Origin of the sequence: Fibrobacter sp. UBA3629, assembly GCF_002374005.1 — a bacterium.
In the GTDB taxonomy this organism is placed as follows: Bacteria; Fibrobacterota; Fibrobacteria; order Fibrobacterales; family Fibrobacteraceae; genus Fibrobacter.
Map to the genome: position 1 here is coordinate 15,058 of NZ_DFLC01000030.1, position 24,405 is coordinate 39,462.

22 protein-coding genes are annotated in these 24,405 nt (G+C 55.5%); 16 read left to right on the top strand and 6 right to left on the bottom strand.

What is annotated here, in order from left to right; all coding sequences use genetic code 11:
* Positions 1 to 545, top strand: a 545-nt coding sequence (locus B2310_RS09285; RefSeq protein ID WP_290730810.1) for a DALR anticodon-binding domain-containing protein, incomplete at its 5' end; no start/stop codon positions are given.
* 94 nt (positions 546 to 639) lie between these two features.
* Here the strand turns inward: B2310_RS09285 and B2310_RS09290 are convergent.
* Positions 640 to 1,758, bottom strand: coding sequence for a fibrobacter succinogenes major paralogous domain-containing protein (locus B2310_RS09290; protein WP_173380899.1), 1,119 nt, complete (start codon positions 1,756 to 1,758; stop codon positions 640 to 642).
* A gap of 99 nt (positions 1,759 to 1,857) precedes the next feature.
* Here B2310_RS09290 and purU point away from each other — a divergent pair, with 99 nt between their 5' ends.
* The 8 genes from purU (at position 1,858) to B2310_RS09330 (ending at position 8,554) form a co-directional block, all read left to right on the top strand.
* Positions 1,858 to 2,703, top strand: coding sequence for a formyltetrahydrofolate deformylase (gene purU, locus B2310_RS09295; RefSeq protein ID WP_173365942.1), 846 nt, complete (start codon positions 1,858 to 1,860; stop codon positions 2,701 to 2,703).
* Positions 2,704 to 2,711: 8 nt separating this feature from the next.
* A complete protein-coding gene (locus tag B2310_RS09300) occupies positions 2,712 to 3,236 on the top strand; it encodes a hypothetical protein (RefSeq protein WP_173380898.1) in 525 nt (174 codons plus the stop codon).
* Positions 3,237 to 3,246: 10 nt separating this feature from the next.
* Entirely contained in the window at positions 3,247 to 3,918 is a 672-nt protein-coding gene (gene pyrE / locus B2310_RS09305) for an orotate phosphoribosyltransferase (protein WP_173365944.1), read from the top strand.
* A gap of 26 nt (positions 3,919 to 3,944) precedes the next feature.
* Positions 3,945 to 4,634 (top strand): hypothetical protein, encoded by a 690-nt coding sequence (locus B2310_RS09310; RefSeq protein ID WP_290724300.1) that lies wholly within the window; start codon positions 3,945 to 3,947, stop codon positions 4,632 to 4,634.
* Positions 4,635 to 4,642: 8 nt separating this feature from the next.
* The gene (locus tag B2310_RS09315) at positions 4,643 to 5,896 is read left to right on the top strand and encodes a hypothetical protein (RefSeq protein ID WP_290730814.1); all 1,254 of its coding nucleotides are present in this window, start codon (positions 4,643 to 4,645) and stop codon (positions 5,894 to 5,896) included.
* Between the two features lie 94 nt (positions 5,897 to 5,990).
* Complete coding sequence (locus B2310_RS09320) at positions 5,991 to 7,382, top strand: DEAD/DEAH box helicase (RefSeq protein ID WP_290730817.1); 1,392 nt, start codon at positions 5,991 to 5,993, stop codon at positions 7,380 to 7,382.
* A gap of 25 nt (positions 7,383 to 7,407) precedes the next feature.
* Positions 7,408 to 8,169 carry a type I methionyl aminopeptidase gene (gene map, locus B2310_RS09325; protein ID WP_173380893.1) on the top strand — a complete coding sequence of 254 codons (762 nt, stop codon included), beginning with the start codon at positions 7,408 to 7,410 and terminating at the stop codon, positions 8,167 to 8,169.
* Between the two features lie 25 nt (positions 8,170 to 8,194).
* Positions 8,195 to 8,554: a hypothetical protein gene (locus B2310_RS09330; RefSeq protein WP_290724305.1), complete on the top strand. Its 360-nt coding sequence runs from the start codon at positions 8,195 to 8,197 to the stop codon at positions 8,552 to 8,554.
* Here the strand turns inward: B2310_RS09330 and B2310_RS09335 are convergent.
* Positions 8,551 to 10,503 (bottom strand): PEGA domain-containing protein, encoded by a 1,953-nt coding sequence (locus B2310_RS09335; protein WP_290730820.1) that lies wholly within the window; start codon positions 10,501 to 10,503, stop codon positions 8,551 to 8,553. The genes B2310_RS09330 and B2310_RS09335 overlap by 4 nt on opposite strands.
* 142 nt (positions 10,504 to 10,645) lie before the next feature.
* On the opposite strand from B2310_RS09335, the gene B2310_RS09340 reads away from it, so the two are divergent.
* From B2310_RS09340 to B2310_RS09360, 5 genes are all read left to right on the top strand, one after another.
* Positions 10,646 to 11,323, top strand: coding sequence for an EcsC family protein (locus B2310_RS09340; protein ID WP_173380890.1), 678 nt, complete (start codon positions 10,646 to 10,648; stop codon positions 11,321 to 11,323).
* Positions 11,320 to 12,831 (top strand): hypothetical protein, encoded by a 1,512-nt coding sequence (locus tag B2310_RS09345; protein ID WP_290730823.1) that lies wholly within the window; start codon positions 11,320 to 11,322, stop codon positions 12,829 to 12,831. The genes B2310_RS09340 and B2310_RS09345 overlap by 4 nt, the downstream gene beginning before the upstream one ends.
* A 75-nt stretch (positions 12,832 to 12,906) precedes the next feature.
* Positions 12,907 to 15,036, top strand: coding sequence for an elongation factor G (fusA, locus tag B2310_RS09350; protein ID WP_290724310.1), 2,130 nt, complete (start codon positions 12,907 to 12,909; stop codon positions 15,034 to 15,036).
* Positions 15,037 to 15,387: 351 nt separating this feature from the next.
* Entirely contained in the window at positions 15,388 to 16,080 is a 693-nt protein-coding gene (locus tag B2310_RS09355) for a hypothetical protein (protein ID WP_290730825.1), read from the top strand.
* Positions 16,073 to 16,651 (top strand): hypothetical protein, encoded by a 579-nt coding sequence (locus tag B2310_RS09360; RefSeq protein WP_290730828.1) that lies wholly within the window; start codon positions 16,073 to 16,075, stop codon positions 16,649 to 16,651. The genes B2310_RS09355 and B2310_RS09360 overlap by 8 nt, the downstream gene beginning before the upstream one ends.
* Here the strand turns inward: B2310_RS09360 and mazG are convergent.
* The gene (gene mazG / locus B2310_RS09365; protein ID WP_290730831.1) at positions 16,632 to 17,432 is read right to left on the bottom strand and encodes a nucleoside triphosphate pyrophosphohydrolase; all 801 of its coding nucleotides are present in this window, start codon (positions 17,430 to 17,432) and stop codon (positions 16,632 to 16,634) included. The genes B2310_RS09360 and mazG overlap by 20 nt on opposite strands.
* 106 nt (positions 17,433 to 17,538) lie before the next feature.
* Here mazG and B2310_RS09370 point away from each other — a divergent pair, with 106 nt between their 5' ends.
* Positions 17,539 to 18,459 carry a DNA-processing protein DprA gene (locus B2310_RS09370; RefSeq protein ID WP_290724320.1) on the top strand — a complete coding sequence of 307 codons (921 nt, stop codon included), beginning with the start codon at positions 17,539 to 17,541 and terminating at the stop codon, positions 18,457 to 18,459.
* Positions 18,459 to 18,740, top strand: a complete 282-nt coding sequence (locus B2310_RS09375; RefSeq protein ID WP_173365959.1) for an FtsB family cell division protein — start codon at positions 18,459 to 18,461, stop codon at positions 18,738 to 18,740. The genes B2310_RS09370 and B2310_RS09375 overlap by 1 nt, the downstream gene beginning before the upstream one ends.
* On the opposite strand, the gene B2310_RS09380 is transcribed toward B2310_RS09375, so the two are convergent.
* From B2310_RS09380 to B2310_RS09390, 3 genes are all read right to left on the bottom strand, one after another.
* On the bottom strand, positions 18,741 to 19,967 hold the full coding sequence (locus tag B2310_RS09380; protein ID WP_290730834.1) for a hypothetical protein: 1,227 nt from the start codon (positions 19,965 to 19,967) through the stop codon (positions 18,741 to 18,743).
* A gap of 85 nt (positions 19,968 to 20,052) precedes the next feature.
* Positions 20,053 to 21,519 carry a glycosyl hydrolase family 8 gene (locus B2310_RS09385; protein ID WP_290730837.1) on the bottom strand — a complete coding sequence of 489 codons (1,467 nt, stop codon included), beginning with the start codon at positions 21,517 to 21,519 and terminating at the stop codon, positions 20,053 to 20,055.
* 152 nt (positions 21,520 to 21,671) lie between these two features.
* Positions 21,672 to 24,404 carry a TIGR02171 family lipoprotein gene (locus tag B2310_RS09390; RefSeq protein WP_290730840.1) on the bottom strand — a complete coding sequence of 911 codons (2,733 nt, stop codon included), beginning with the start codon at positions 24,402 to 24,404 and terminating at the stop codon, positions 21,672 to 21,674.
* Between the last annotated feature and the right edge of the window lies 1 nt (position 24,405).

Genomic DNA, 24,405 nt, shown 5'->3' on the forward strand with positions numbered 1-24,405 from the left:
CCCAGAAGAAGATTCTCGAATTCATTGACGAGAAGAATCCGGGCCTCGAGAATAAGGAACTGATTGCCCGCCAGATCGGCATTAGCGCCCTTACCTTCAACGACCTCAAGAACAGCCGCCTGAAGGATGTGCGCTTTGACTGGGACGCCGTGATGAGCTTCGAAGGCGATACGGGTCCGTATGTGCAGAACGCCCACGTGCGCCTGTGCAGCATCATGCGCAAGGCCGGCATTGAACGCGCGGACCTCGCCGCCGCAATCAAGGACGTGAACTTCGCCGAACTCAGCGACGATGCGGCCTACAGCCTCATCAACATCCTGTCGAAGAAGGGCAAGAAGATTCTGGATGCTGTCGCCGGTGACGAACCGAGCGTGCTCGCCCAGTACGCCTTGGAAATCGCAGAAGCCGCCCACAAGTTCATCCACGAAGACCGCGTGCTTGGCTCCGCCGAAGAAAAGTCCCGCCTGTTCCTGGTTCAGGCAACACAGATTGTGCTCGAGAACGTGCTCGACCTGCTGGGACTCTTCCCGATCCGCCAGATGTAAAAAAAAACGCAAGCCCTTCGGGCTTGTGTTTTTTTCAATTGAGAATTGATGATTGAGAATTAATAATTATCAATTATACATTATCAATCATCAATCAATTTCCGTTGATGCAGCGAACGGAGTAGGCGTTGTTCTTTGCGTTGTTCGGCACGAGCTGTCGCACCATCTGATCGCTCATGCGGCCCATGGACCAGAGCCAGATGGTTTCGTTCCTGCCGTTTTGTGCGGACCAGAATCCGGCATACTCGCCCATTTCCTCGTAGCGGACCATGGTCTTGCCAAGCACCTTGCGGTAGCCCGAAGAATAGACGGAGAAGCCGTATTCGTCCGTGCCACCACCACCGTGCCAGCCAGTAGTAGCCTTCATCTTCTCGGCGAACTTGCCACATTTGTCTACACCTTCGTAGCACTTGGTAAGCCCAACGAGCATGTCCATCCATTCGCGGTCACGCGGCAAATGCCAGCCTTCAGGACAAGCCTTCCGGGCTCCTTCCAAATCGTAGAGACGACCGCTGCGCAAGCAATAGTTATCCTTGTCCTCGTAGCACCAGGAATGCCCTTCGACGTTGTAGTTCACGTTCTGGGCGAACCATTCACGGCCTTCCACCTTGATGGTGCGGTACACCTGGCCATCGCGCGGATCGGTAAAGGCGCTGGATACGCTGCGGATGTCGGCATGGTGCTGCTGTTCCGCCTTGCGGAATTCTGCAAGGCGTTCGCGCTTGTACTTTTCGCGGCCTTCAAGGTTTGCCGCCCAGTATTCCTGCGCCTTCGGGTTCGTGAACTTTATTCGCAAGTCCCCGACAGCGTAAGTGTCGTCGCCACAGGCGAGGTCCACGCCGGCGATATTCACAATCTGTTCTTCCTTGCCGAATGTCATGGGCTTGTTGAAGTACGAGATCCAAGCCTCTTTCGACATATTGCACTTGTTGTAGAAGTTTTCTTTCTCGATCTTTTCGGCCGGGACCGTCATGTTTCCCGAAACAGAAAAGGCGAATTTTCCGTCGTTTACCTTAAAGGATACCGGCTGGACTTCTTTATAGTGGGTGTACTTGCCCAGACGGATATTCCCTTCAATTTTTACCGAAGTGTAATCGCCTTCGCCCTCCGCATTGAAAATCGAATCCCACGTTTTCGGGGGAACAGCCTCGGAGAGAGTCCAGAGGCAAAGAGCGGATGCAATGATGACAAATCTCGATTTGGAACAGAACATTTCCTGCCTTCTTTGCTTATGTTGCACAACGTATTGAATGTTAGCTTTTTTTGCGGAAATCCACAAGGCGCCCTTTTTACAATTAACTACATTTTACATATGGCTATGACCCGTTACATTTTGCAAATTCACTGCCCCGACCAAAAGGGGCTTATCGCCGGGACCACCCAGGTTCTCGCCAAAGCAGGCGCCAATATCATCGACCTGCAGCAGCATACGGCGAAAGATATCGAGACCTTTTTCCTCCGAGCCGTTTTTGAACTGGAAGCTGGCGACATCAGCGAAGTCAACAAGCACCTCGAAACGCTCGCCCCGCACCTCCAGCTGAACTGGAAGCTGTTCGACACCTCCAAGACCGAACGCGTGGCCATTTTCGTTTCGAAGACGGACCACTGCCTCTACGACCTCTTGCTCAAGAGACGCGACGGAGACCTCCCCTGCGAATTCAGCTGCATCGTCGGGAACCACCCCGACTTAGGTCCCGTGGGCGGCACTTTCGGAGTCCCGTTCTACTACGTGCCGTCGAACCCGGACAAGAGCATTCCCGAGAACCGTTTCCGCGAAATCATCGAGGAGACGAAGACCGACACCATCGTGCTCGCCCGCTACATGCAGATTCTGAGCGAGGCTTTTACCGAGGAATTCAAGTACAGGATTATCAACATCCACCACGGGTTCCTCCCCGCATTCAAGGGGGCAAAGCCCTACCACCAGGCATGGCACAAGGGCGTGAAGATTATCGGCGCCACGGCGCATTTCGCCACCGAAGACTTGGACCAGGGGCCCATCATCTGCCAGGATATCCAGCGCGTGCCCGAAACGGCAAGCATCGACGAACTGGTGGAACTTGGAAAGGACATCGAGAAGCGGACGCTTTCTGCCGCCCTCAAACTCTGGCTTGAGCACCGCGTTTTCGTCTACGCCGGAAGAACCTTTATCCTGTAGGAGTTAACATGAACGAAGAAAACCTGAACGAGAACAAGGAAACCACCGAGGCTCCCGCAGTCGAAGCCGCCGAAGCCACGAACGCTGCCCCCGCAACAAACGATACGACAGCTGCCGAAGCAGCCCCGGAAGAAGCTGCCCAACAGGAAACCGTCGCCGAAGCCCCGAAGCCGGAAAGCGAGGAACCGCAGATTATCATCCAGAAGGAACGCGGGTTCGCGCACTACGTGGGATTCGCCCTCCTCTGCGTGCTGTGCATCGCCTTCTTCTTCATCCCGGGCATTGCCCTTACCTTCGGTGTGAGCAGACTCGTCCCCCTGCCGGGAGCAGCCGCCTGGATATTCAGCGCCATCCTGAGCTTTGTCCTCTGGCTCATCTTCAAGCTCAAGATCAAGGGATTCAAGAAGTCTTTCTACTTCTACATCGGGCTCTGCGTGGTGGTGTTCGCCATCCTCATCGCCATCGAAGTCCTGACCGAGAAGGTCGCCGTATTCTCCAGCATTGCAGCCCTCCTCCTGGGCGGTGCCGCATAAGGATTTTCCTATGAACATCAAAGACCAGTTTGTCCATTTTCTCGTTGAAGCGGGCGCGCTCAAGTTCGGAAACTTCGTCACCAAGAGCGGCCGCGAAACCCCGTATTTCATCAACACCGGGGAGTTCCGCACCGGAGCTACACTTTCGAAGCTTGCCGAATACTACGCAAGCACCTACATGGTCCACTTCGACGGCAAGGCCCAGAACCTCTACGGCCCGGCCTACAAGGGAATTCCGCTCTGCGCCGCTACCGCGATGAAACTCAGCGACGTGTACGCCCAGAACCTCACCTTCACCTACAACCGCAAGGAGGCGAAGGACCACGGCGAAGGCGGCATGCTCGTCGGCTACAAGTACACCGAGAAGACGAACGTCGTGATTATCGAGGACGTGATTACCGCAGGCACCAGCGTGAACGAGACGATGCAGGCGCTCTCAAAAATCGAGAACGCGAATGTCATCGGGCTTCTCATTTCCGTCGACCGCAAGGAAAAGCTCGACAACGGCAAGTCCGCGCTCCAGACGGTGCAGGACGAATACGGAATCGAGGCCCACTCTATCGTGAACATCAACGATATCATCGCATTCCTCGAAAGCGAAGAGAACCGCAAGGCGATCAACGCCCCCGAAGGAATCCTCGAAAAGGTTTACGCCTACCGCGAAAAGTGGGGCGCCAACTAGGGCCAGCCTTCCATTGAGGGAGTGACGTGTTTAGGAAGCTTGCCACACTGTGCATCGCCGTGTGCGCCCTTGTCGGGTGCGGCCCGTCGTACCATTGGAGCAAGTCGCATCCGCTATACAAGCAGCCCCCCTACAGCGCGCTTTCCATCAGCGGCACGCAGAACGCATTCGTGCTGACGCGGTCCAAGTGGTTCGCCAAGAAACTGGAAATCGCTCCCGAGAGTGCGCAGGTGCAGGTGACATCGTTCTGCGAACGCGCCTTCCTCGATGAAATGCGCAGGGCATACCCGGCGCTCAAGGACGTTCCCGACGCGACCATAAACGCATTCCCCGAAGAGAGCCAGAAGCTCGACGACCGTATCTTCATCAAGGGACACTTCCCGGAACAGGGCATCGCCGTCAAGAATGCCGACGGTTCGACCCCGGCCCTTGTACTCATCATCCACGAGTTCATCATCGGAACCGACCTGAAGCGCGAACTCTACTACGACTACGACCTCATCCACAAGGAAAACGAGGAGAAACCGACCTCCAAGAACCTGAGCGCCATATTCTCGTACACGCTCTGGGACAACGAAAGGCAGCGTCCGCTGTTTAGCGCCGTTGAAGAAATCCAGCAGCCCATCGTAAAGCTCTCGATGGACGACATGAAATCACTCATCGCCACCGCAGCACGCAAGATTCGCATAAGCCTCTACGAGGGGGTGCAGAAATGAAGCGGGCCATGGCATTCATCCTAGCACTCCTTGCCATCGCCGCCACGAGCCTCGCGAAGGACGTGTACTTCAACAAGCACCCGGTGCTGTGGGAAAACGCGGACATTCTCATCTGGACTCCCGATGCGCAGAGCCCTGTCGACCCCCGAGAACTCTGCCTCTCGCTCAAGCGCAACAACTCCGGCGCAGGCGAACCCAAGTGCAGGCTTTTCGGGGAATGGGAACGAGACTCCGTCGCCATGCACTACGCTCGATGGTTACAAAAGAACATGGATCCCGCCCTCGGCGAGGAATACCTGCACATCCGCCACCCCGCCCTCATGGCCAAGGTGCAAAGTCTCGAAGACAATATCGTGCTCTATCTAGCCGAAAGCGGGGACAACATCAACGTCGCCATTTTCGACGAGACTTCGACAAACCCGAAAGTCGCGGGGTCGATTGCCAAGAATGCAGACAAGGTAGCACTCGCCGACAAAATCGCAAGCACATTCTTTTCGGGAAAGACCAAACGAAGGCTCTCGAAGGAAGAGCGCCAAAAATTGCAGGACGAGCCCGACGACCTTTACCAGGAAGTTCCCAAGTTCCGGGCCTGGGCCGGAGTAGCGTTCGGATATTCGCAGGCACATATCCCGCTTACGCCCTACACCTGGTACAAGAGCCACGTTGAAAGCGAAGTGCGCAACTACCGCATCACGAAGGATTCGGTAAGCCTCTGGAATTTTATCGATGATTCCGACCCGTTGCTCAACGCCTATCTCGGCGGCATCTGGTACGGGTTCATCGGCCTCGAACTCCAGTACCGTTTCGCGAAGCACAGGGTCAAGACCGATGACGACGATCCCGTCTACGACGAGCTCGATCACTGGGACTTTTACCAGCACGAAATCGGCCTCAACGCGCTGTTCTCTAGGACCTACAATATCAAGAGCTGGCTCGACATCAGCCTCCTCCTCATTCTCGGATTCCAGTACAGCTTCTTTGTCGAGGATATCGCGCTCAACGACGACGTGAAGGAACCCTCGCGCGCCTACAAGGTCCGTATCCGCTTCGAGGAAGCCTACAAGGGAGGCGTCATCGGCGGAGCAGCCCAGTTCGTTTTCAAGAAGCACTATGGCATAGGAATCCGCACCGGGATTTCGACACGCGGACGCGACATGTACGTGGATCCGACCCCCGAAGCGGCGGCGGCGCCCACAATTATCGGAGGCTCCACCATCGACTGGTTCGTCGGCCTCGGACTCGAATACCACTGGAGTCTGTAACGATACAAACTTCGGCGAACATAGTTCGCCTCGCGCTTACGCACGCGCAAGCGGTGAACGTCCCATGTAGAATTTTTCTATCTTTGTGCCCACTATGAGCGAAGAAATACAAGAAGAAAAGAAAGAAGAAGTAAATCCGTTCCTTACGCCGGTCAATATCATCGAGCCCAAGAACAAGCTCCCCGACTACACATTCGACATGCTTCCCGACGAACAGAAAAAAGTTCTGGCGAAGCACGGCTGGACGCAGCTCATGCCCGTCCAAAAGAAGACCATCCCCTACATGCTTGCCGCCCGCGACATGCTGGTGCAGTCCAAGACCGGTTCGGGCAAGACCGGCGCCTACGTGCTCCCGCTCCTGCAGGTCATCGTCCGTGACCACATCTACCCGCAGGCGCTGATCCTCGTGCCCACCCGCGAACTCTGCATCCAGGTGGAAGACGAAATCGAGAAACTTTCCGAAGGCACGGGCATCCGCTCGGTCGCCATTTTCGGCGGCGTCAGCTACGAACCGCAGCTGAAAGCTCTCAGGAACGGGGTCCACATCATCGTCGCGACTCCGGGACGCCTCATGGACCACGTGCAGCGCGGCAACGTCGATTTCCTCGATATCCGCGACCTGATTCTCGACGAAGCGGACGAAATGCTCTCGATGGGATTCTACCCCGACATGCAGAAAATCCGCCGCTACCTGCCCAAGGCAATCTCGTGCACCATGTTCAGCGCGACGATTCCGCAGACGGTGAAGAGCCTCGCCCGCGAATTCCAGCGTCCGAGTGCCGACTTTCTCTCGCTCAGCTACGACAAAGTCATCGCGAACAACCTCGAGCACTACTGGTACCCCTGCGACGTGATGGACAAGGATTCCATGACCATCAAGGTGCTCGAATACTACAATCCCGACAGTTGCATGATTTTCTGCAACAAGAAGAGCGACGTAAGCTACCTCGAACAGGTGCTTTCGGGCTATGGATTCAAGGTGGGGGCTCTCAGCGGCGACGTGGCACAGGCCATGCGCGAGAAGACGCTCAACGCTTTCCGCGAAAAGAAGCTCCGCATCCTCATCTGCACCGACGTTGCCGCCCGCGGCATCGACGTGGACCACGTGACCCACGTGATTGTCTACGACCACCCGGCCGACCACGAAGTCTACGTGCACCGTAGCGGGCGCACCGCCCGTGCGGGCAGGAGTGGCCTCTGCATCTCGCTCATCACGCCTGTCGAAGAAATCGAAATCCGGCAGACCGCGGCGGACTTCGGCATCAACTTCATCAAGAAAGAAATCCCGTCCAACGAAGACATTGCAAGGCGCGTCAGCGACCGCGCGCGCACCTCGCTGGAACAGGAACGCAGGCACTTCGGCGGCCAGAAGGCGACCGAACGCATCAGCCGCATGCTCCCGCTCGTGAAAGATTTGGCAAACGGCCCCGTCGAAGACCAGATGCTTCTAGCCTACCTCGTCGACCGCTACATTTGGAAAAATTAAGTTAGACTGGTTTTAGGTAAGCAAAATGGCAAAGATAAAGGTAAAATCCGCAAAGGAAATCGAACTCATCCGTGATGCCGGAGCGCTCGCCGCCGAGACGCTCATCCGCGCAGGCGAAATGTGCAAGCCGGGAGTCTCGACACTCGAAATTGACGAATTCATCGGCGACTACACGCGCGCCCACAAGGGAATCTCCGCCTGCATGGGCTACCACGGCTACCCGCGTTACGCCTGCATCAGCATCAACGAGGTCGTGTGCCACGGCATTCCGCGTGCCGACACCATTCTCAAGGATGGCGACATCGTGAACATCGACATCACGACTATCCTTTCGGGCTACCACGGAGACACATCTGCCATGTTCTGCGTCGGCAAGGTTTCTAGCCTCGCGCAGGAACTGGTCGATACCGCAAAGTTCTGCATGGAAGAAGGCATCCGCGCCGCCGGAGAACCGTGCGCCCGCTTCTCGGATATCGGATGCGCCATCCAGGACATCGCCGACGAACACGGATTCAGCGTAGTGGAAGACTACTGCGGACACGGCATCGGCCGCGGATTCCACGAGGAACCGACCGTGCTCCACTTCCGCAACTCCGAACGCACGCCCTTCATCGAGGTCGGCAACGTGTTCACCGTGGAACCGATGATCAACGTCGGCCGCCCGGGCACCAAGACGCTCAGCGATGGATGGACGGCCGTGACCCGAGACGGAAGCCTCAGCGCCCAGTGGGAACACACCATCGTCAAGACGAAGAACGGAATCGAGATTCTCACTCTGCCCCGCTAAGGCAGGACTCCGGGAGTAAAGCACGATGTCGTTTCTAGGGAACCTCCGGGACAGGGCCGTCGAGTCCATCATCCGCAAGAACGAGACGGTTCTCCGCTTCGGCGAAATCCAGGAAGTTTCCATCGACTCCGAAGCGAGGATTGCCGAGGTCCGCATTATATTGCGTGGCGAAACCGAGCCCACGATGTTCCGCGGCTACTACGGCTTTGACGACGGCGACAAGGGCACCGAGCTCACCGTCGACAAGATCACCTGCGAAAGGACATGGATAAACGAAGCGCTCGCGATGGCGATGGAAGGCCGCACGCTGCGTTTCGCGATTGCAGACTACAGCGGTGACAAGCTCGCGGGTATCGCCGGCGGGATCGCGAAAATCCTGTTCTAGTTCTTTTTCTTTGTATCTTTAAGCAATTCAGTGAGGTTCCCTCGCGTAGGGGCCCTGAGATAAACTGAAATGAAGAAATTCGTTCCCAGGCCTTCTGTATTCGTTCCACCCAATTCAATTCCGAACACATTCAGCCATTCAAAAAAGCCCGACATCCTAGTACTCGGCCAACGGGGTTCAAAGACGTACATGTAGCGGGCACCAAACGTATATTCCGTCCCCAAGGAGACCTCGAAGAATATGTTCGGAGCAAAATTCGCACCGGGGAGATCTTCATCAAGATTTTTGTCGTCCGTCGAGGACAACGTGTAGACACCGATTCCTGCTCCCGCTCCAATTGTGAGGAAGCGGGCGAATTCCAGTCCAAGGAACAAATCAATATATCCATATAAGCCATCAATACTAGCTGTATCGGAATAGCCTGAGCATCGGTCATAATAATCATCCCAGTAACTACAGCCGCCATTCATATTATCATAGAACGCCAGAACTTCTTCATCTTCAACGCCATCCTCGCGAAGAGCTTCGAACCCAAATCCCATCAAGCCCTGAATAATGAATCTAACGGGTCCCTCGCTGTCCGAAGAAGAAACCACTTCATTGATGGAATAAGAACTTGAACTTTCGGAGCGCCTACGCGAGGAGCTGCTATAGAACCCGGACAGATTGAATGTATATTCGCTGGAACTGGAATATTCGTAACTGTCGTAAGATTCCTCTTCATTTTCTTCCTCTTCCTCGGGAATTTCGTAGACCCATTCCGTTTCCGCATGCGCCTGGATTGCATAGGGGAATCCCGCCTGTTCATCGCCCACCGTAACGGTAGCGCAGACAGAGACATCCTCGTCAAAGGGCGTCATCCCGGCCTTCTTGCCGTTGACATACACAGGCACCCTCTGGGGAGAGTCTCCCTGACGGGCGCGAATCGACACATGCCCATTCTTGGGAACAAGTTTCTTATCGAACCGGAATTCCTGACCTCGGGCTATATTTACATTAAAGAGCACATCCTCGTAGCACGCGTGTTTCAGTTCGACGCGATACCATCCCGGCGAAAGCGTATTTTCCAGACTTCCGTCTTCGTTATCAACTTGTACCGAGAGTCCATCCGCGCTCCCTAGACGATCGGGAAATTTCGGGTCAATGACAAGCGTTCCAAAATTCGGTTTCATCCGCACACCGAGACTAGTAGTATTGCCATTCACGTTCACGAGCGTATCAAGGTCGAAGTAACGGTCCAACACGAATGTAAACTTATGGTTTCCTTCAGTAAGTTCCACATTGCAGGGCGTACTCTGGCAGTTCGACTGCGGACGACCATCCACGCTTAGCAACGCACCCACAGGATTTGAGGAGACTTCTATCAGCCGTTTTTTTATTCTGGACGACGACCAGTGACTTCCCATCGACACGCTTGTGAATCCGCCATGACCACCGCCGTCTTTTTCCGCATTTATCGTAATGGCTCCCGGAATGGTCCCGAACAGCATCGCCGAGCGGCTCTCGATTTCGGAGAGGAGTTCATCCACGGAAGAATTCCGGCTCGTATAGCTGGAAAGCATCCTGCCGCTCGCCGTCTCGTAGAGTTCGACCGTGAGGGTCAAGTCCGAACCGAACTGCCCCACGCGGGCCTGCGCCACGTAGTCCGCCGCGATATTCTTGCCCGTCTGCACGAGACATCCGCCTTCACATTCCTCCAGCGACTTGTCGGGCGGCAAAAATGCGAGGATGTTTTCACGCGTCATGACGACAAAGTCCTTATACGAGGGCAGGACTTCCACCGCCTGGGACCGGAGCTTGTCCGTCAGGAACACCTTCTCGGCCCTGGACACGGAACTTCCCATGGTGACCGTCTCGAGAACCGCCACGAATACGTTTTTCGCAAGAGACGGCACAGCGAGAACCGCGACCACGGAAACCAGGAATATGAAAGAACGGAACAGTCTCATTTCGCAACCAAAAAATAAACATTTTTTTACCTAAATGCAATCTTCGGCAATACCGACACGCTGTCAAGGGACATTTACCAAACATCCCCTGCCACCCCCCGCAGGATTTATTAAAATAGTCTCATCATTACAGGAGTCCCGAATGACCGAAGAAACCGAGAATACCAAGAAAAAGCTCAAGGAAAAGGCGACCAACATCCTTTTCGACCTCATCACGAATATTCCCGACTCCCTGTACGCCGAAAACCGGGAACCGGAAAAGAGGGCGAACCAGCTTATCCAGCAGGCGGCGTTCAAGGCGGCCACCATAAGCGCCACGCTCTCTATCCCTGCAGGAATCACGGGCATCCTCACCGCCATCCCGGACATCGCCGCCATCTGGCGCATCCAGGCGCAGCTCGTCGCCGACATCGCGGCAAGCTACGGCAAGCTCGCCCTACTAAGCCGCGAGGCCATGGTCTGGTGCCTGTTCCGCCATAGCGCGGCCCAGCTCATCCGCGACATCGCCGTGCGCACCGGCAGCCGCATCGTGGTACAGAAGCTCTCCACCACCGCGCTCAAGGCGCTCATCCAGAAAATCGGCATCAAGATTTCCTCGAAGTTCCTGAGCAAGTCGCTGCTCCGCGCCATTCCGGTCGTGGGGGCAGTGGGCAACGGAGCCTACACCTACTACGACACGTTCGAAGTCGGCAAGACGGCAACGGCCTACTTCAAGGCGCTCGCCGACCAGGACGGCAAGGCTGTGACCGACGCCGAGATCGTAGACGCGGAAGGCGCCGGACCTAGCAACAAAGAAGATTCCAGCTCCGAAGCGAAGTGAACGACTCCACGCATAAGCATTTGGCAGTCCGCACCGTCTACGGGCTCCTGTCAGCAATCCTCCTCGCCCTATTCGCCCTATCTGTCTGTGGCGAGACCATTCCCGTGAACGAAGGCGCGGGATTCGACGGGGAATTCTACCGCGAGGTCTTCCGCAACTTTTCCGCAGATTTCTTCGCCACCGGCTATGACAGCTTCCGCATCCAGCGCATCTTCCCGTTCTGCCTGATGAACGTTGTCTACAATCTGGCCGGCATTCCGCTCGACAATGCGCACATGATGGCCGGGATGTACGTGCTCCATTTTGTAAACCTCGCCCTCCAGCTCCTGCTGTTCTTCAAGCTGGCACGGTTGCAGGGATGGAAACCCGCCACAACGGTCGTCCTCTTTTCGCTATTCTTCTTCAATTACGCAACCCTGAAAAACTGCGGCTACGTTCCGTTCCAGACGGACGCCTTCGCCGTGACTGTCGCGCTCGCCTCCTACTACGCGATCCTCAAGGGCAGGGAGGCCTCGGGATTCGCGCTCTCGCTCCTCGGGCTTGTCACCTGGCCCACCCTCACCTACGTGATGACGCTGCTTCTTTTGTTCCCGCTCCGACCAGGCGTGAGCAAGTCCGCAGGCGCGCTCCCGGAACTTTTCGAAAAACCGGTTCCCAAGTTTTTCCTGGTTCTCCCGTTTGTCTACGGGCTTGCCGCCGGGACTCTCGTCATCCTGTTCCATGTCATGCACAAGCAGGAAATCCTCGACAACCTCCTGATGGGAAACTTCGGCACCGGGCACATCATCTTCTGCCTTATTGCATTCTCGGGCTGCGCCTGGGTTATCGCCTTGCTCCGAAAAGTCCCCGGCATTCCCTATTCCGCAGTGGATTTCGCCCGGTCTTTCCGCCCCAGGGTCTTCATCGGCATCGTGCTCTGCATCGCAGCCGTATCCCTGCTCCTCCGCATGCACACGAACAACGACTACTTCTTCGACGGCAAGGTGTTCCTGCTCCAGGTCCTCATCCGTCCCTTAAAGTACCCCCTCGTCACCCTGGCGGGGCACGTCGTCTACTGGGGTGCCCTTCCCGCCTTCCTGGTCTTGTTCGCGAGGGATTTCGTAAAGGATTCCACAGCAAGGTCGCCCGGGCATACGCTAGTGCTTCTCGCCTTCCTCTTTTTTGCCCTCGACAGCGAATCGAGGCACATCGCTCCGTTCCTGCCGCTCCTGCTGGTGCCGCTGGGCCATGCCCTCGACAAGGCGGACCCTGCACCCAAATTTGCCATTTTCACCGTTATTTTGCAGCTTGTGCTTTCGCATTTTTACATTCCCATCAACGTGGATGTTTTTTCCGAGAGCCTCGAGGCGGGCAAATTCCTCACCCCGGAAGCACAGCGCCATTTCATGAATTACGGCCCCTGGATGACCGGAAGCAGCTATCGGGACTGGATTGCGGTTGCCATAGCCGCCCTTATCGGCACAAACGAAGTTTTCAAGCGCTCCAAACGCCCCCAAAGCGGCAAATAGCCCTTGAATACCCCCCGAAATTTTCTATCTTTGGGCGCAAACTTCAAAACATCAACTCCATTTGTGGAATAAAAAATGAAAAACATCCAAAATCACAGAAACATCGGTATTTCTGCCCACATCGACTCGGGCAAGACTACCCTTACCGAACGCATCCTCTACTTCACAAAGCGTATCCACGCTATCCACGAAGTTCGTGGTAAAGACGGCGTCGGCGCCACGATGGACTCCATGGAACTTGAACGCGAACGCGGCATCACGATTCAGTCTGCCGCCACGTTTGCAAACTGGACCCACACCAAGAGCGGTGAACAGGACTCCATCAACATCATCGATACCCCGGGGCACGTGGACTTCACGATCGAAGTGGAACGTTCCCTCCGCGTGCTCGACGGTGCTATCCTCGTGCTCACCGGCGTCGAAGGCGTCCAGTCCCAGTCTATTACCGTTGACCGCCAGATGAAGCGCTACCATGTGCCGCGCGTGGTGTTCGTCAACAAGTGCGACCGCTCCGGCGCAAACCCGCTCCGCGTTGCCGAAATGCTCAAGGAAAAGCTCAACCACAAGCCCTGCGTGATGCAGATTCCTATCGGTCTCGAAGACCAACTGAAGGGCGTGGTCGACCTCGTCGAAATGAAGGCCTACTACTTCGAAGGCGCCAACGGCGACGACATGATCGAAAAGGAAATCCCGGCCGAACTCGTCGACCAGGCCAACGAATACCGCACCAGGCTCGTTGACTGCTGCGCCGACTACTCTGACGAAATCATGGAAAAGGCCATGGAAGGCCAGTACGGCGTCGACGAAATCGACAAGGCCCTCATCAAGAAGACCATCCGCGAAGCCACCATCCGCCTCGACATCACCCCGGTGTTCATGGGTTCCGCCCACAAGAACATTGGCGTGCAGAAGCTCCTCGACGGTGTCATCGACTACCTCCCCTGCCCGACCGACGTTGAAAACAAGGCCCTCGACCTCGACAACAACGAAGCCGAAGTCATCCTCAAGAGCGAAGACAACGCACCGCTCGTCTGCTACGCGTTCAAGCTCGTGAACGACCGCTACGGCCAGCTCACCTACGTCCGCGTGTACCAGGGTACCCTCAAGAAGGGCGACATGATCACCAACATGGCCACCACCAAGAAGGTGTCCGTGGGCCGTCTCGTGCGTATGCACGCCGACGAAATGGTGGACATCACCGAAGCCGGTGCCGGCGACATCGTTGCCCTGTTCGGTATCGACTGCGCTTCCGGTACGACCTTCACCGACGGCAAGAACCACTACAACATGACTTCCATGCACGTGCCGAACCCCGTGATCGAGCTCGTGATTGAAGCCAAGAACCGCGACGACCTCGACAACATGTCGAAGGCCCTCAACCGCTTCACGAAGGAAGACCCGACCTTCCAGGTCGAAGTCAACAAGGAATCCGGCGAAACCATCATCAAGGGCATGGGCGAACTTCACCTCGACGTGTACATCGAACGTATGCGCCGCGAATACAAGGTGGACGTGCAGACCGGTGCCCCGCAGGTGGCCTACCGCGAAACCATCACTCGCGAAGCCAAGTTCGAATACACCCACAAGAAGCAGACCGGTGGTTCGGGTCAGTTCGCCAAGATGTCCGGCGTGATGCGCCCGATGCCTGTCGAAGGCGACTCCGACAAGGTCTACAACTTCGTGAACTCCGTCGTCGGCGGCCGTATTCCCAAGGAATACATCCCGTCTTGCGACAAGGGTTTCCAGAGCTGCATGGAAGCCGGTTCCCTCATCGGGTTCCCGGTCGTGGGTATCGAAATGGAAGTCCAGGATGGTGCGTTCCACCCGGTCGACTCCTCTGACATGGCGTTCCAGATTTGTGCCCGCATGGCTTTCCGCGAAGCTTTCGCCAAGGCCGGCGCCCAGATCCTCGAACCGATCATGAAGGTCGAAATCGCCACTCCGACCGAGTTCCAGGGCAACGTCGTGGGTAACGTCTCCCAGCGCCGCGGTTCCATCACCGGAACGAGCGAAGAAATGGGCACGACGACTATCACCGCCGAAGTCCCGCTTTCCGAAATGTTCGGTTACGCCACCGACCTCCGCTCCATGACTCAGGGTAAGGCCGAGTTCACCATGGAATTCGCGAAGTACGCTCCGGTGCCGAAGAACATCCAGGAAGAGCTCATCAAGAAGTACGGCGACAAGGCCAAGGCTCGCGCCTAAGCCCAAGCGACTTCAAGCAAGATTCAAGGTCCGGTGGCTCATGCCCCGGACCTTCTTGCATATTGCGGGAAGGGATAAAACAAAATCACCCGGCCATGAAGGCCGAGTGACTTTGGAATAGAAAGTGTACACCCAATGAGTCCTACCCCGCGGTTCGATCCGGCATCCCTTCTCCAGAACCAGGACTGACTGGAAGTACACCCTCAATATACTTCGCATCCTCCGGACGTGAACAAAATTTTTCACAAAGCACCATTCCCGTAAGGAACATTCCAATGTGGAATAGGGTTCCCGGCATGATTTCAGACAAAGTCTTTGCTATTTTATGCAAAAGGGAAAAAGGAGAAAATCATGCCAAAAAGAGCATTATCGGCCTTGACAATCGGGCTAACGATTGCCATCTGCATCGTAGCCTTCACGGCCTGCGGCTGTACCGACACCTGCGACGGGGTCTACCATCCGATATACAAGCTTGCCGACTGCCAGAAATCCACCAAAGTATTCAAGAAGGGAAACACTGTTCATTACGAGCATTCCGAAGGGTTCGAATTTGACCTGACCGTGAGCCAGGATTCTACCTTCATGGAGGACTGGAGCGATTTCTGCGTGGTGGCAAAGGAAGAGGACCGCTCTGTACTCCTCACGTCCACCTACCCCATCATGAGCGTCGAAGTCAACTTCTATGGCGGCATTAACGTCAGCGAGGAAGAAAACAAGAACAATCTTGTCATAAGCCACACCATGCCGATGCACATAAGCCACAAAAACACGGGCTTCTTTGTCGAACTTGATTCCACCGGAACTCCGGAAGAAAAGGGCATCGAGGGGACGGTCAGATTGCTCGATACAATCACTTTCAACGGAGTCACTTACGACAGCGTTTTCGCCATCATGGACATGGCTCACTACGACGCTCTCAACTACCATAAACAAATCGAAAGCGACACCGCTTTTCTCTACTTTTCCAAGACTGCGGGAATCCTGAGGCTCGAAACCACCGACGGAGCTTCTTTCACCATCAAGGAAAGGGGCGACAATGAATAAGTTTTCGACAGCAACGACGCTAGTCGCACTCACCTTGACGCTCACTTCGTGCGGGATGTTCGACGTAGACGATCCGTATGTCGGCGGCGATTTCGCAAAACTGGTGCAGAAGGAACAGGAATGGGGCGATACAGTCAAGGTCATCGACAATTGGGGCATTGAGGATTCCTACAGAGAACGCATCTACAGCCACAAGCCCGAGTATTTTGAATTCGAGGCACATGGTTTCCTCAACGAAATTACCATCGGCGTGAGGGTTGAATGCGACGAAAACGGTGGCAAGATGACCGTTTCATGTCTCAGGAATCTTCGCGACGTCAATTGGCCCTATGGCCCGGACATCGTATTCAAGGACCTCGACGGGAACAAGATGACAAACAACGACGGCTACACCGTGCGTATGCTGGATTCGATGAAAGTCGGAAAGAGAACCTTCAAGGACGTTCTGGAATTCGACGCCACCGGCGCCGAAGAGAGCTCATGCAACTTCGACAAGTTCTATGTCGCCGCAAGCGACGGGCTTCTGCACATAGACCTGCAGGATTCGATTACTATCGAGCGGAAACCTTAGCCTGCTTCCATAGCTGCTGCAGGCCTTCCAGACCAAATTCGGGCAGGGCCTTCCCCTGCTCGCGGGCAAGGCGTTCCACCTCGCGGAATCGCTTCTCGAACTTCGCGTTTGCGCGGCGGAGTGCCACGTCGGCATTGAACCCGCTATGGCGCGCCACGTTCACGAGGCAGAACATGATATCGCCGAACTCGTCTTCCAGGCGGTCGGTGTTCGCGTTCTCCGGCGTGACCTTCTCCATCTCGGCACGGAATTCCGCAAATTCTTCCTGAGCCTTGTCGAACACGGGTGCGGCCTCTCCCCAATCGAATCCGACTTTCGCGACCCGGCGGATAATATCCTGGCTGCGAGCCAAGGTCGGCATGCTCTTGCTTACTTTGTCCATGATAGACTTTTCGGCATCCTTCTGGTGCAGCGTCTCCTGGGCCTTGATTTTTTCCCAGCGACGGCTCACTTCGGAAGCCGTATCCACCTGCGCATCGCCAAAAACGTGCGGATGCCTGCGAATCATCTTCTCGCAGATTCCCTGAACAACATCATCGATATTGAAGTCGCCACTCTCCTTCATGACCTGCGCATGGAAAACCACCTGCAGCAGCACGTCGCCCAGTTCCTCGCACATGTGAGCCTTGTCGCCTTCCATCGCGGCATCGATGAATTCACTGCTCTCTTCGACCAGGTAGGGCAAGAGCGTATGCGTGTCCTGGGCGCGGTCCCACGGGCAACCGTCTTCGGCACGGAGCTTCGACAGGATATCGACCAAATCTTCAAACTTGTACTTCATGGCCCAAAGATAGAAAGTCGCACGCACGCAGGTTCTCCCCCTTGTTTTTGACACTCGAATTCTGTATTTTTAGGCACGGGCAAACAACAACGCCCAAAGGGAAGCAATGAAAGACATCTACACCGTAAAGCCAGAAGAGTATCCGCTCTTGCTCGGGGAATCCATCTACAAGCCAAAACAGCTCTATGCCATGGGGACGCTCCCGCCGCCAGTTCACGCCCTCGACAGCGCGAAAGCTCGCAACGCAAACCTCCCCGTGGGAATCGCGATGGTCGGCACGCGAAGGCCGGGAAACAGCGCCCAGGAACTCTGCCGGAGGCTCGTGGGCGCACTATGCGGGACACAAGCCATCGTCGTCTCGGGACTCGCGCAGGGAATCGACAGCCTGTGTCACGAAGCCGCGCTCGATGCGGGAATCCCGACAATCGCCGTGCTCGCGCAGGGGCTCGGCACCAAAATCGAAGGCAGCCGCGGAAACCTTGCAAGGCGCATCCTCGAACACGGCGGCGCCATCGTCTCGGAATTCGAACCCGACATGCCTGCCTACAAGGGGAATTTCCCGGCAAGGAACCGCATCATCAGCGGCATGTCGCGAGCGACTGTCATCGTGCAGAGCAAGGCGAAGGGCGGAGCGCTCATCACCGCCGAATTCACCCGCAAGGAGGGAAAGCCGCTCTACGCCATCCCCGGCGACTTCGACAGCGAAGTGGCCGGGGGCACGAACGACCTACTCGACCGGGAGCTTGCGAAACCAGTCTTTCGGCCCGAAAGTCTGGTTTCGGTTCTCGGACTCCCCCGGCGAGGAGGTCAGAGCATCACGGCCTTCGAAAGCGCGGGCTGCACGCTCGGAAAAAACGCGAAAGCACTTTTTGCAAAAGTCAACGGCTACCGCAAAACATTTCCCGAGCTCCAGGCAGAATCGGGCTTTAATATCGGCGAACTTTTAGCTATATTGACAGAGCTCGAAATTGCGGGTCTCGCCCACACCGAAGACAACTTCATGTTCCACTTCAACGGATCGGCATAATGCACAAGAAAATCTACATCGCCATTGTGGTCGTCATTTTCTTTATCGCTATCGTTGTATCCCAGCTCCTGTTCAGCAAGGGGAACATTTTCGAGCAGCAGATGCTGATTCAACAAATCGAATTAAAGCAAAAGCAAATCGATTCGCTCAACACCGTCATCGAAGAGCGCAAGCTCATCATCGAGAGACTCCAGAACGACTCCCTCTACAAAGAAGAAATCCTCCGCACCCGTTACGGCATGAGCCGCAAGGACGAGAAGGTTTTTCAGATGGTCAAATAGCTACTCTTTCTTTTCGGCAGAAAGAGCCTTCACCGCTTCGGTCAGGCGGTCGATTGCCTGGATGAGTTCGTCCATCTTGGCATCGCTTACACCACCGGCAACGGCGGCACCGACCGCAGCCTGGGCCGCAGTCTCAACAGCCTTTGTCGCTCCAGTCGCTGAGCCTGCCGAAGCGTTCACCGGGACCTTGCCGAGCCAGATATCCGGCCAGCGGTCGTTGCCGCTGTGATAGGTAATGCGGGTCGCAGTTTCCACCGGTTCGCCAATCTTCCAGATGTAGAGCTCGTAGTCGAACAGGTCGTGGTCGTGGCCCTTGTCGGTCGCACCCCACACAAGCCACTTGCCATCGGGCGAGAGGCGTGGGAAGTATTCATGACTGCGACGGCCCGGCAGGTCCATCAGCTTCACGTTCTTCGGGATGCCGAAGAAGCCGACCTTCTCAATCTGCTTGCCGTCCTTGGCAGAAAACCACAGGATTTCGCTCGGGGCTGCAGTACCGCCATTACCCGTGGGGTTCACACGGTAGAGCTTGGAGCCGTCGAAGTTCCAGTCAATCTGGCAACCGTCGCCGGACTTGGTCCAGACATTCTTCGAGAGGTCCCACACGCCCGTCTCGCGCATGGAGCCGCGGAGCGTAATCGCCAAATGCTTGCCGTCGGGGCTCATGTTCGGTTCCTGCAGAATCACGCCGGACTTGTTGAAGGCCTTTTCGCCATCGAGCACGAGCGTTTCGGCCTTGCTCGCGAGGTCCATCGTAAACACCTTCCCTGCGCGGCTAAATACAATCGACTTGCCGTCGGGTCTCCAGGTGCCCCATGTGGCGTTGTCCACCACCTTGCGCGCGTTCTCGCCCGAGATATCGACCATCCACAGGTCCCACTTTTCGGGATAGTTCGCGTCGTTTTCAGGAACCCAGCCGCCCTTGCTGCGATTAAAAAGCACCGTGGCGCCATCGGGAGAAATCCTCGGGAACCAGTCCACATTGTCGCCGCTCGTGAGAGCACGGGCATTGCTGCCGTCGGCGTTCATGATCCAGATATCGTGATGCGAATTCGCGCGACTCGTCGCCCAGACAATGGCCCCTTCGAGCTTGCCCTTGAGGGCAGAAAGTGCCTTCTGCTCGTCGGCAGTCGGATCAACAGCGGCACCCGTCGGAGCTCCCTGCTGGGCAAAAACAGAAGTCACGGCTAATGCCGCACAAGCGCAAATCTTCACAAACTTTTTCATGCCCTAAAAATACGAAAAAAAAGCGCCCGCCTATCCGGCAAGCGCGTTTTTGTCTTTGGAATCGATAAAATTCCCAAGCTGGATTCTACTCCAGGCGGATTTTTTTCAACTGCGTGCCTCCCGCAGTCTGGACACGGAGTACATAGACACCCGCAGGAATCCCCTCGAGGCTCACCGCCATGCCGCCAGAAACAATCCCATTCCAGAGAGTCTTGACCGCGGTTCCCGTCACGCCGAACACGTCCATGCGCACGTGTCCCACTGCGTTCACATGCAGGGTGCGGCCCAGCTGGGAGATACCCACCGCGGCCGGCAAGCGAGCCGCTTGGATAGCGACACTTCCATCGGAACTGGAATTCAAATCCGGCACACTGCTGGAACTTCCGGGCACGACTGCGCTACTGGAACTCTGCGGCGGCGGATTCGAGCCCGCCGTCATGAGGTTCGGCATGTTGCCCGAAACCAAGAGCCCGCAAAGGACTTTCATGGACTGTTCAAAATAGGCTTCATCGCCCAGTTTGACCGCTTCCGCCCAGTATTCATCGAGCTTTGACTGGCGGGAAGCATCTGTAACCAGCGATGTCATGAGCGTAGCCACGAATGTGCTATTGTGGTCGTTCCACATGGTATTGCCACTACGTTCAATCGTCCCCTTCATCGCCGATGCCGCATAGCCGCTCACCCATGTTCCGAGCTTATCGAGCATCGTCTTGGCCTTCGATTCGCCGAACCAGTAAAAATCCTGCGCCAGGCGCCACGGAGTACGGGCGGCATCGTAACCATAGTACTTATCCAGCCCCTTTCCGCTCGCATCCGACCAGTTGTCAAAAAGCCCCGTGGAATATTCCGCAGAATTCGTCTCCAGCAAGGCGTAGTTGGCATTCATCGCCGTCGTATTCCAGAATGCAGCATTTTCCGTGTCCACCTCGGCAAAGAGCCTATAGTAGGCCGGAGCGATATAGGAAGGATTCTTCTTGTCGTTCCAGGCATCGCCCGGCTTATGGAGGCCATTTTCTTCAAACTCATACTTCTTCACGTTCTTCAAGAGAGTACGAGCTTCATCAAGATACTTTTCGTCACCAAACTGGTACGAAGCCATGATCAAGGCCGCGGCCACATCCATTTCTGCATCTGTTGCCGCATTTGCATTGTTATTGTACGGATTCAAACCGCCAAACGACCAGTTCATCAGTCCATGATCGTTGGCACCCGCCTTGTAGAACGCCCACAACTTATCGAACTGGGCCTGGTAGCTCGTCGTATTGTCGCTGAAATAGACCATCATCAGCATGCCGTAGCCGGTCCCTTCAGAGACAAAAGTGTTACTGCCGTGGTCTTTTTCAATTGCGGCGTAATTCCCGCTTTCTTTATACTTGTCCCTCATGTAATAATCGAAAGCCGATTTCAGCTGAGTCGCAGCCTCGCTCTGGTTCGAAAGGACAATGCCGTTTCCACCATAGTTGGAGTTTTGCGGGAACGGGAAGTTCACCGCCGCCTGCGAAAGTCCAAAAGCCATAAGGCCCGCGAGGCCCATTTTTACCAAACAATTCATAAACACTCCTTGTGCCCATAGGGCGAATTCAACTCTCAAAAAATAACTTAATATCGACAAATCCAAAACTAGTTAAAAGCTACGTGCGTGGACATTGTGCGACCCATCACGGAAAAAGGGACAACACGATACACTTTGTAGCGTTTTTCCGATTATTTGAGCGTTTCCAGTATGGAATCGAGACGGGCAGTCAGCTGCATCGCCCCCTCTGCGCTCAGGTGGTCCATGTTATAGGCCATATTTTCCGTATAGTCGTGGTCCCCCATTTTATTTTCGTCCATCCAGATGAGCCCCATCCCTTTTACACGGCTCAAAATGGAATCCGCGATGGAACGCTTGGGGCCATAGACACCATACGAGCCCGTTTCCCTATAGCCAGGATTTTGTGGCGCGATAAAGCATATAATGTTCAAATTTCTCTCCCGCGCCATCTTGATAATTTCTTCAAACAGCGAAAAATCGTATTTGTAGTTTTCATCCAAAGTCGAAAGGGCCGTCGTATCGCGGAATACGTCTATACCGTACCACCCCATGGTCGGCAACAGGAAGTCTTCCAAGTTGTAGGGATGCTGCAATACGGATTCTGGCTTGGGGCACTCCGAGACCAGGCTCAGGAACCCTTCCGGCACGCCGTCTTTCCAGAAAGAATGATCCTCGTCATACTTGAATCCTGGAACGCCGTCTATAATCGGGCCCCATGATGTCGACCGGTCGTACCACAACAGGTCCGGAGACATTTCAATCACCAGCGTCTTGAGGTTGGGAACGTGCTGCAATATGTAATTCTTGAAGAGGTAGTGCATGCCCCTCATGTCGCCTGCGGAATAGGCCATGTTCAAGAAGTTTTCCGATTTCACATTCTTCTCGTACATGCCGAACATCATCCTCGAACTTCCAAGGCCTACGACGGTCACCTCCTCGCGACGATACCAGAACCTCTCCATTTTCACGCGAAGTTCCAACGCATTGTACCACACGCCTTCATCGTAATACACTCCAGCGCTATCGGCATTCAGCGTCAGATTCGGCCGTGCAGAAGCCTTGGCGTCCACCCAAAAATTCGGATGCCAAAGTTCATCGCCTTCGGCGATTTCCACGACACTTTCGTCTTTCAGATACACAAGGGCAATCTTCGAATGGGCCCCCTCCAGATTGGAAAGAGTCACAACGGCGAAATTTCCCCCGCCCAAAGACCATTCGCTATGGTCGAACGAATAACCCGCAGGGGCTGCTACAGCCTGCAGCAGTTTGCCCGTGCTGTCGGAGACAAGCAGACGTTCGTGCATGCCGTATTTTTTTCCGACAAAGTCGACACCCGGTCCCTTTCCGAAATCAAGGAACAAAGTGCGCTTAGAACCATCCCTCGCAAGCGACGCGTTACACGCCTGCGCGCTATCGTACCAGACGGTATCGCGGGCATGCGCCATCAGCGTCGAGCCGGAATCCGCCACATGGGCGCGCAAAAGCCTTGCACCCGAAACCGCAATAGAATTGTCTTCGCTGATGCCGCCGTGGTAGGCGCCGTCGAACAGTTTCTCGGGCGTTCCGAACTTGCCGCCCGCAAATTTCACCTGCCAAGTCGAAGCCGCCTTGAATGCGGAGGCATCCTTGTTGTTGCCCGCGTCGGTCACGTAAACGATTACCGTATCGCCATTTTCGAGCACGCGCCAGCGCGGAATGGCGGCAGATTCCACATTGAGTTTCACGAGATTCGAGCCATTCGCATTCAAGTCGCGCACATACAGGGACGACTTGCCCGCCACACCCTCAAGGCCCGTGCAGAAAGCCACCCTTTTTCCGTCAGGCGAAATTTCGGGATGATACGCTCCTATCGTATCCGCAATCTCCACCACCGATAAGCTGCCGCTAGTGTAATCGATAAAAGCAATGTTGCCCGAAACGTCGTTCCGGAAGGCGAGTTTCATCTTGCGGGTTCCCGTCCGCGACTGCAAAAACGAAGAACTTGCCATCGGGGCAATCCGACTCGAATTCGCCATTCCGTCTCCGCCCATCCACACAGGGTTTACAATGACGCCAAACGCCAGGCGGAACCCGACATATTCGGCACGGGTAGACGAGACGACCGTGTAGACATCACCGCGGCCGTAAAGAGAAATGGAGGAAGCGTCGTTGCGGTAGCTTCCGCCTTTCAAGACGCGCTGTCCCAGGGCGCCCCCATCTGGAGCTCCGGCATAATTCAAAATAGTCGTATCGCGGAAGATTCCAAACCAGTCGTTCACCCATTCCATGGCGTTACCGAACATGTCGCAAAATTCATTCGCAGCGGCCTTTTCACAAACCGGATGCAGCTTGTAACCGGAATTACCTGCAGTCCACGCCTTTTCCACATTGCTGTTGCGGGACGCCACAAAGACCCATTCCGCCTCCGTAGGCAAACGGTAGCCCAAAATATCGGCATGATCCGAGAACCCTTCCATTTTCACGCAATGGCGCTGTTCGTCAAACGAGGCCATGCTATAGCTGTAAACCGTATCGAAACCTTCCGCCTTGCTGCGCTCATTGGCGAACAGGACGGCATCGTAATAGGAAACATTCGTTGCCGGGAGAGCGCCATCTTCGCAATCCAGCGAAAGGCCCGTCGCAGATTCCATCAGCCCGTTGAACTCTCCGCACGTCACTTCGCTCCGGGACATCGAGAAGTCATATTCGAACCCCACCATCATTTCCGGGCGTTCGTTGATATTTGCCGAAGTCTTGTTCGTCCCGAGAGCCACCAACGATTCGCCCGTATGGACACGGATCATGCCGGCAAGGGAATCCTTTTCGAACTCCTTCGTCGAAGGACGACCCGAATCCCCGCCAACGGAGTTGGAGCAGGAGAAAAAGAACAGGGAGAGCAGCAAAAGCAGCGCTTTATACAGCATC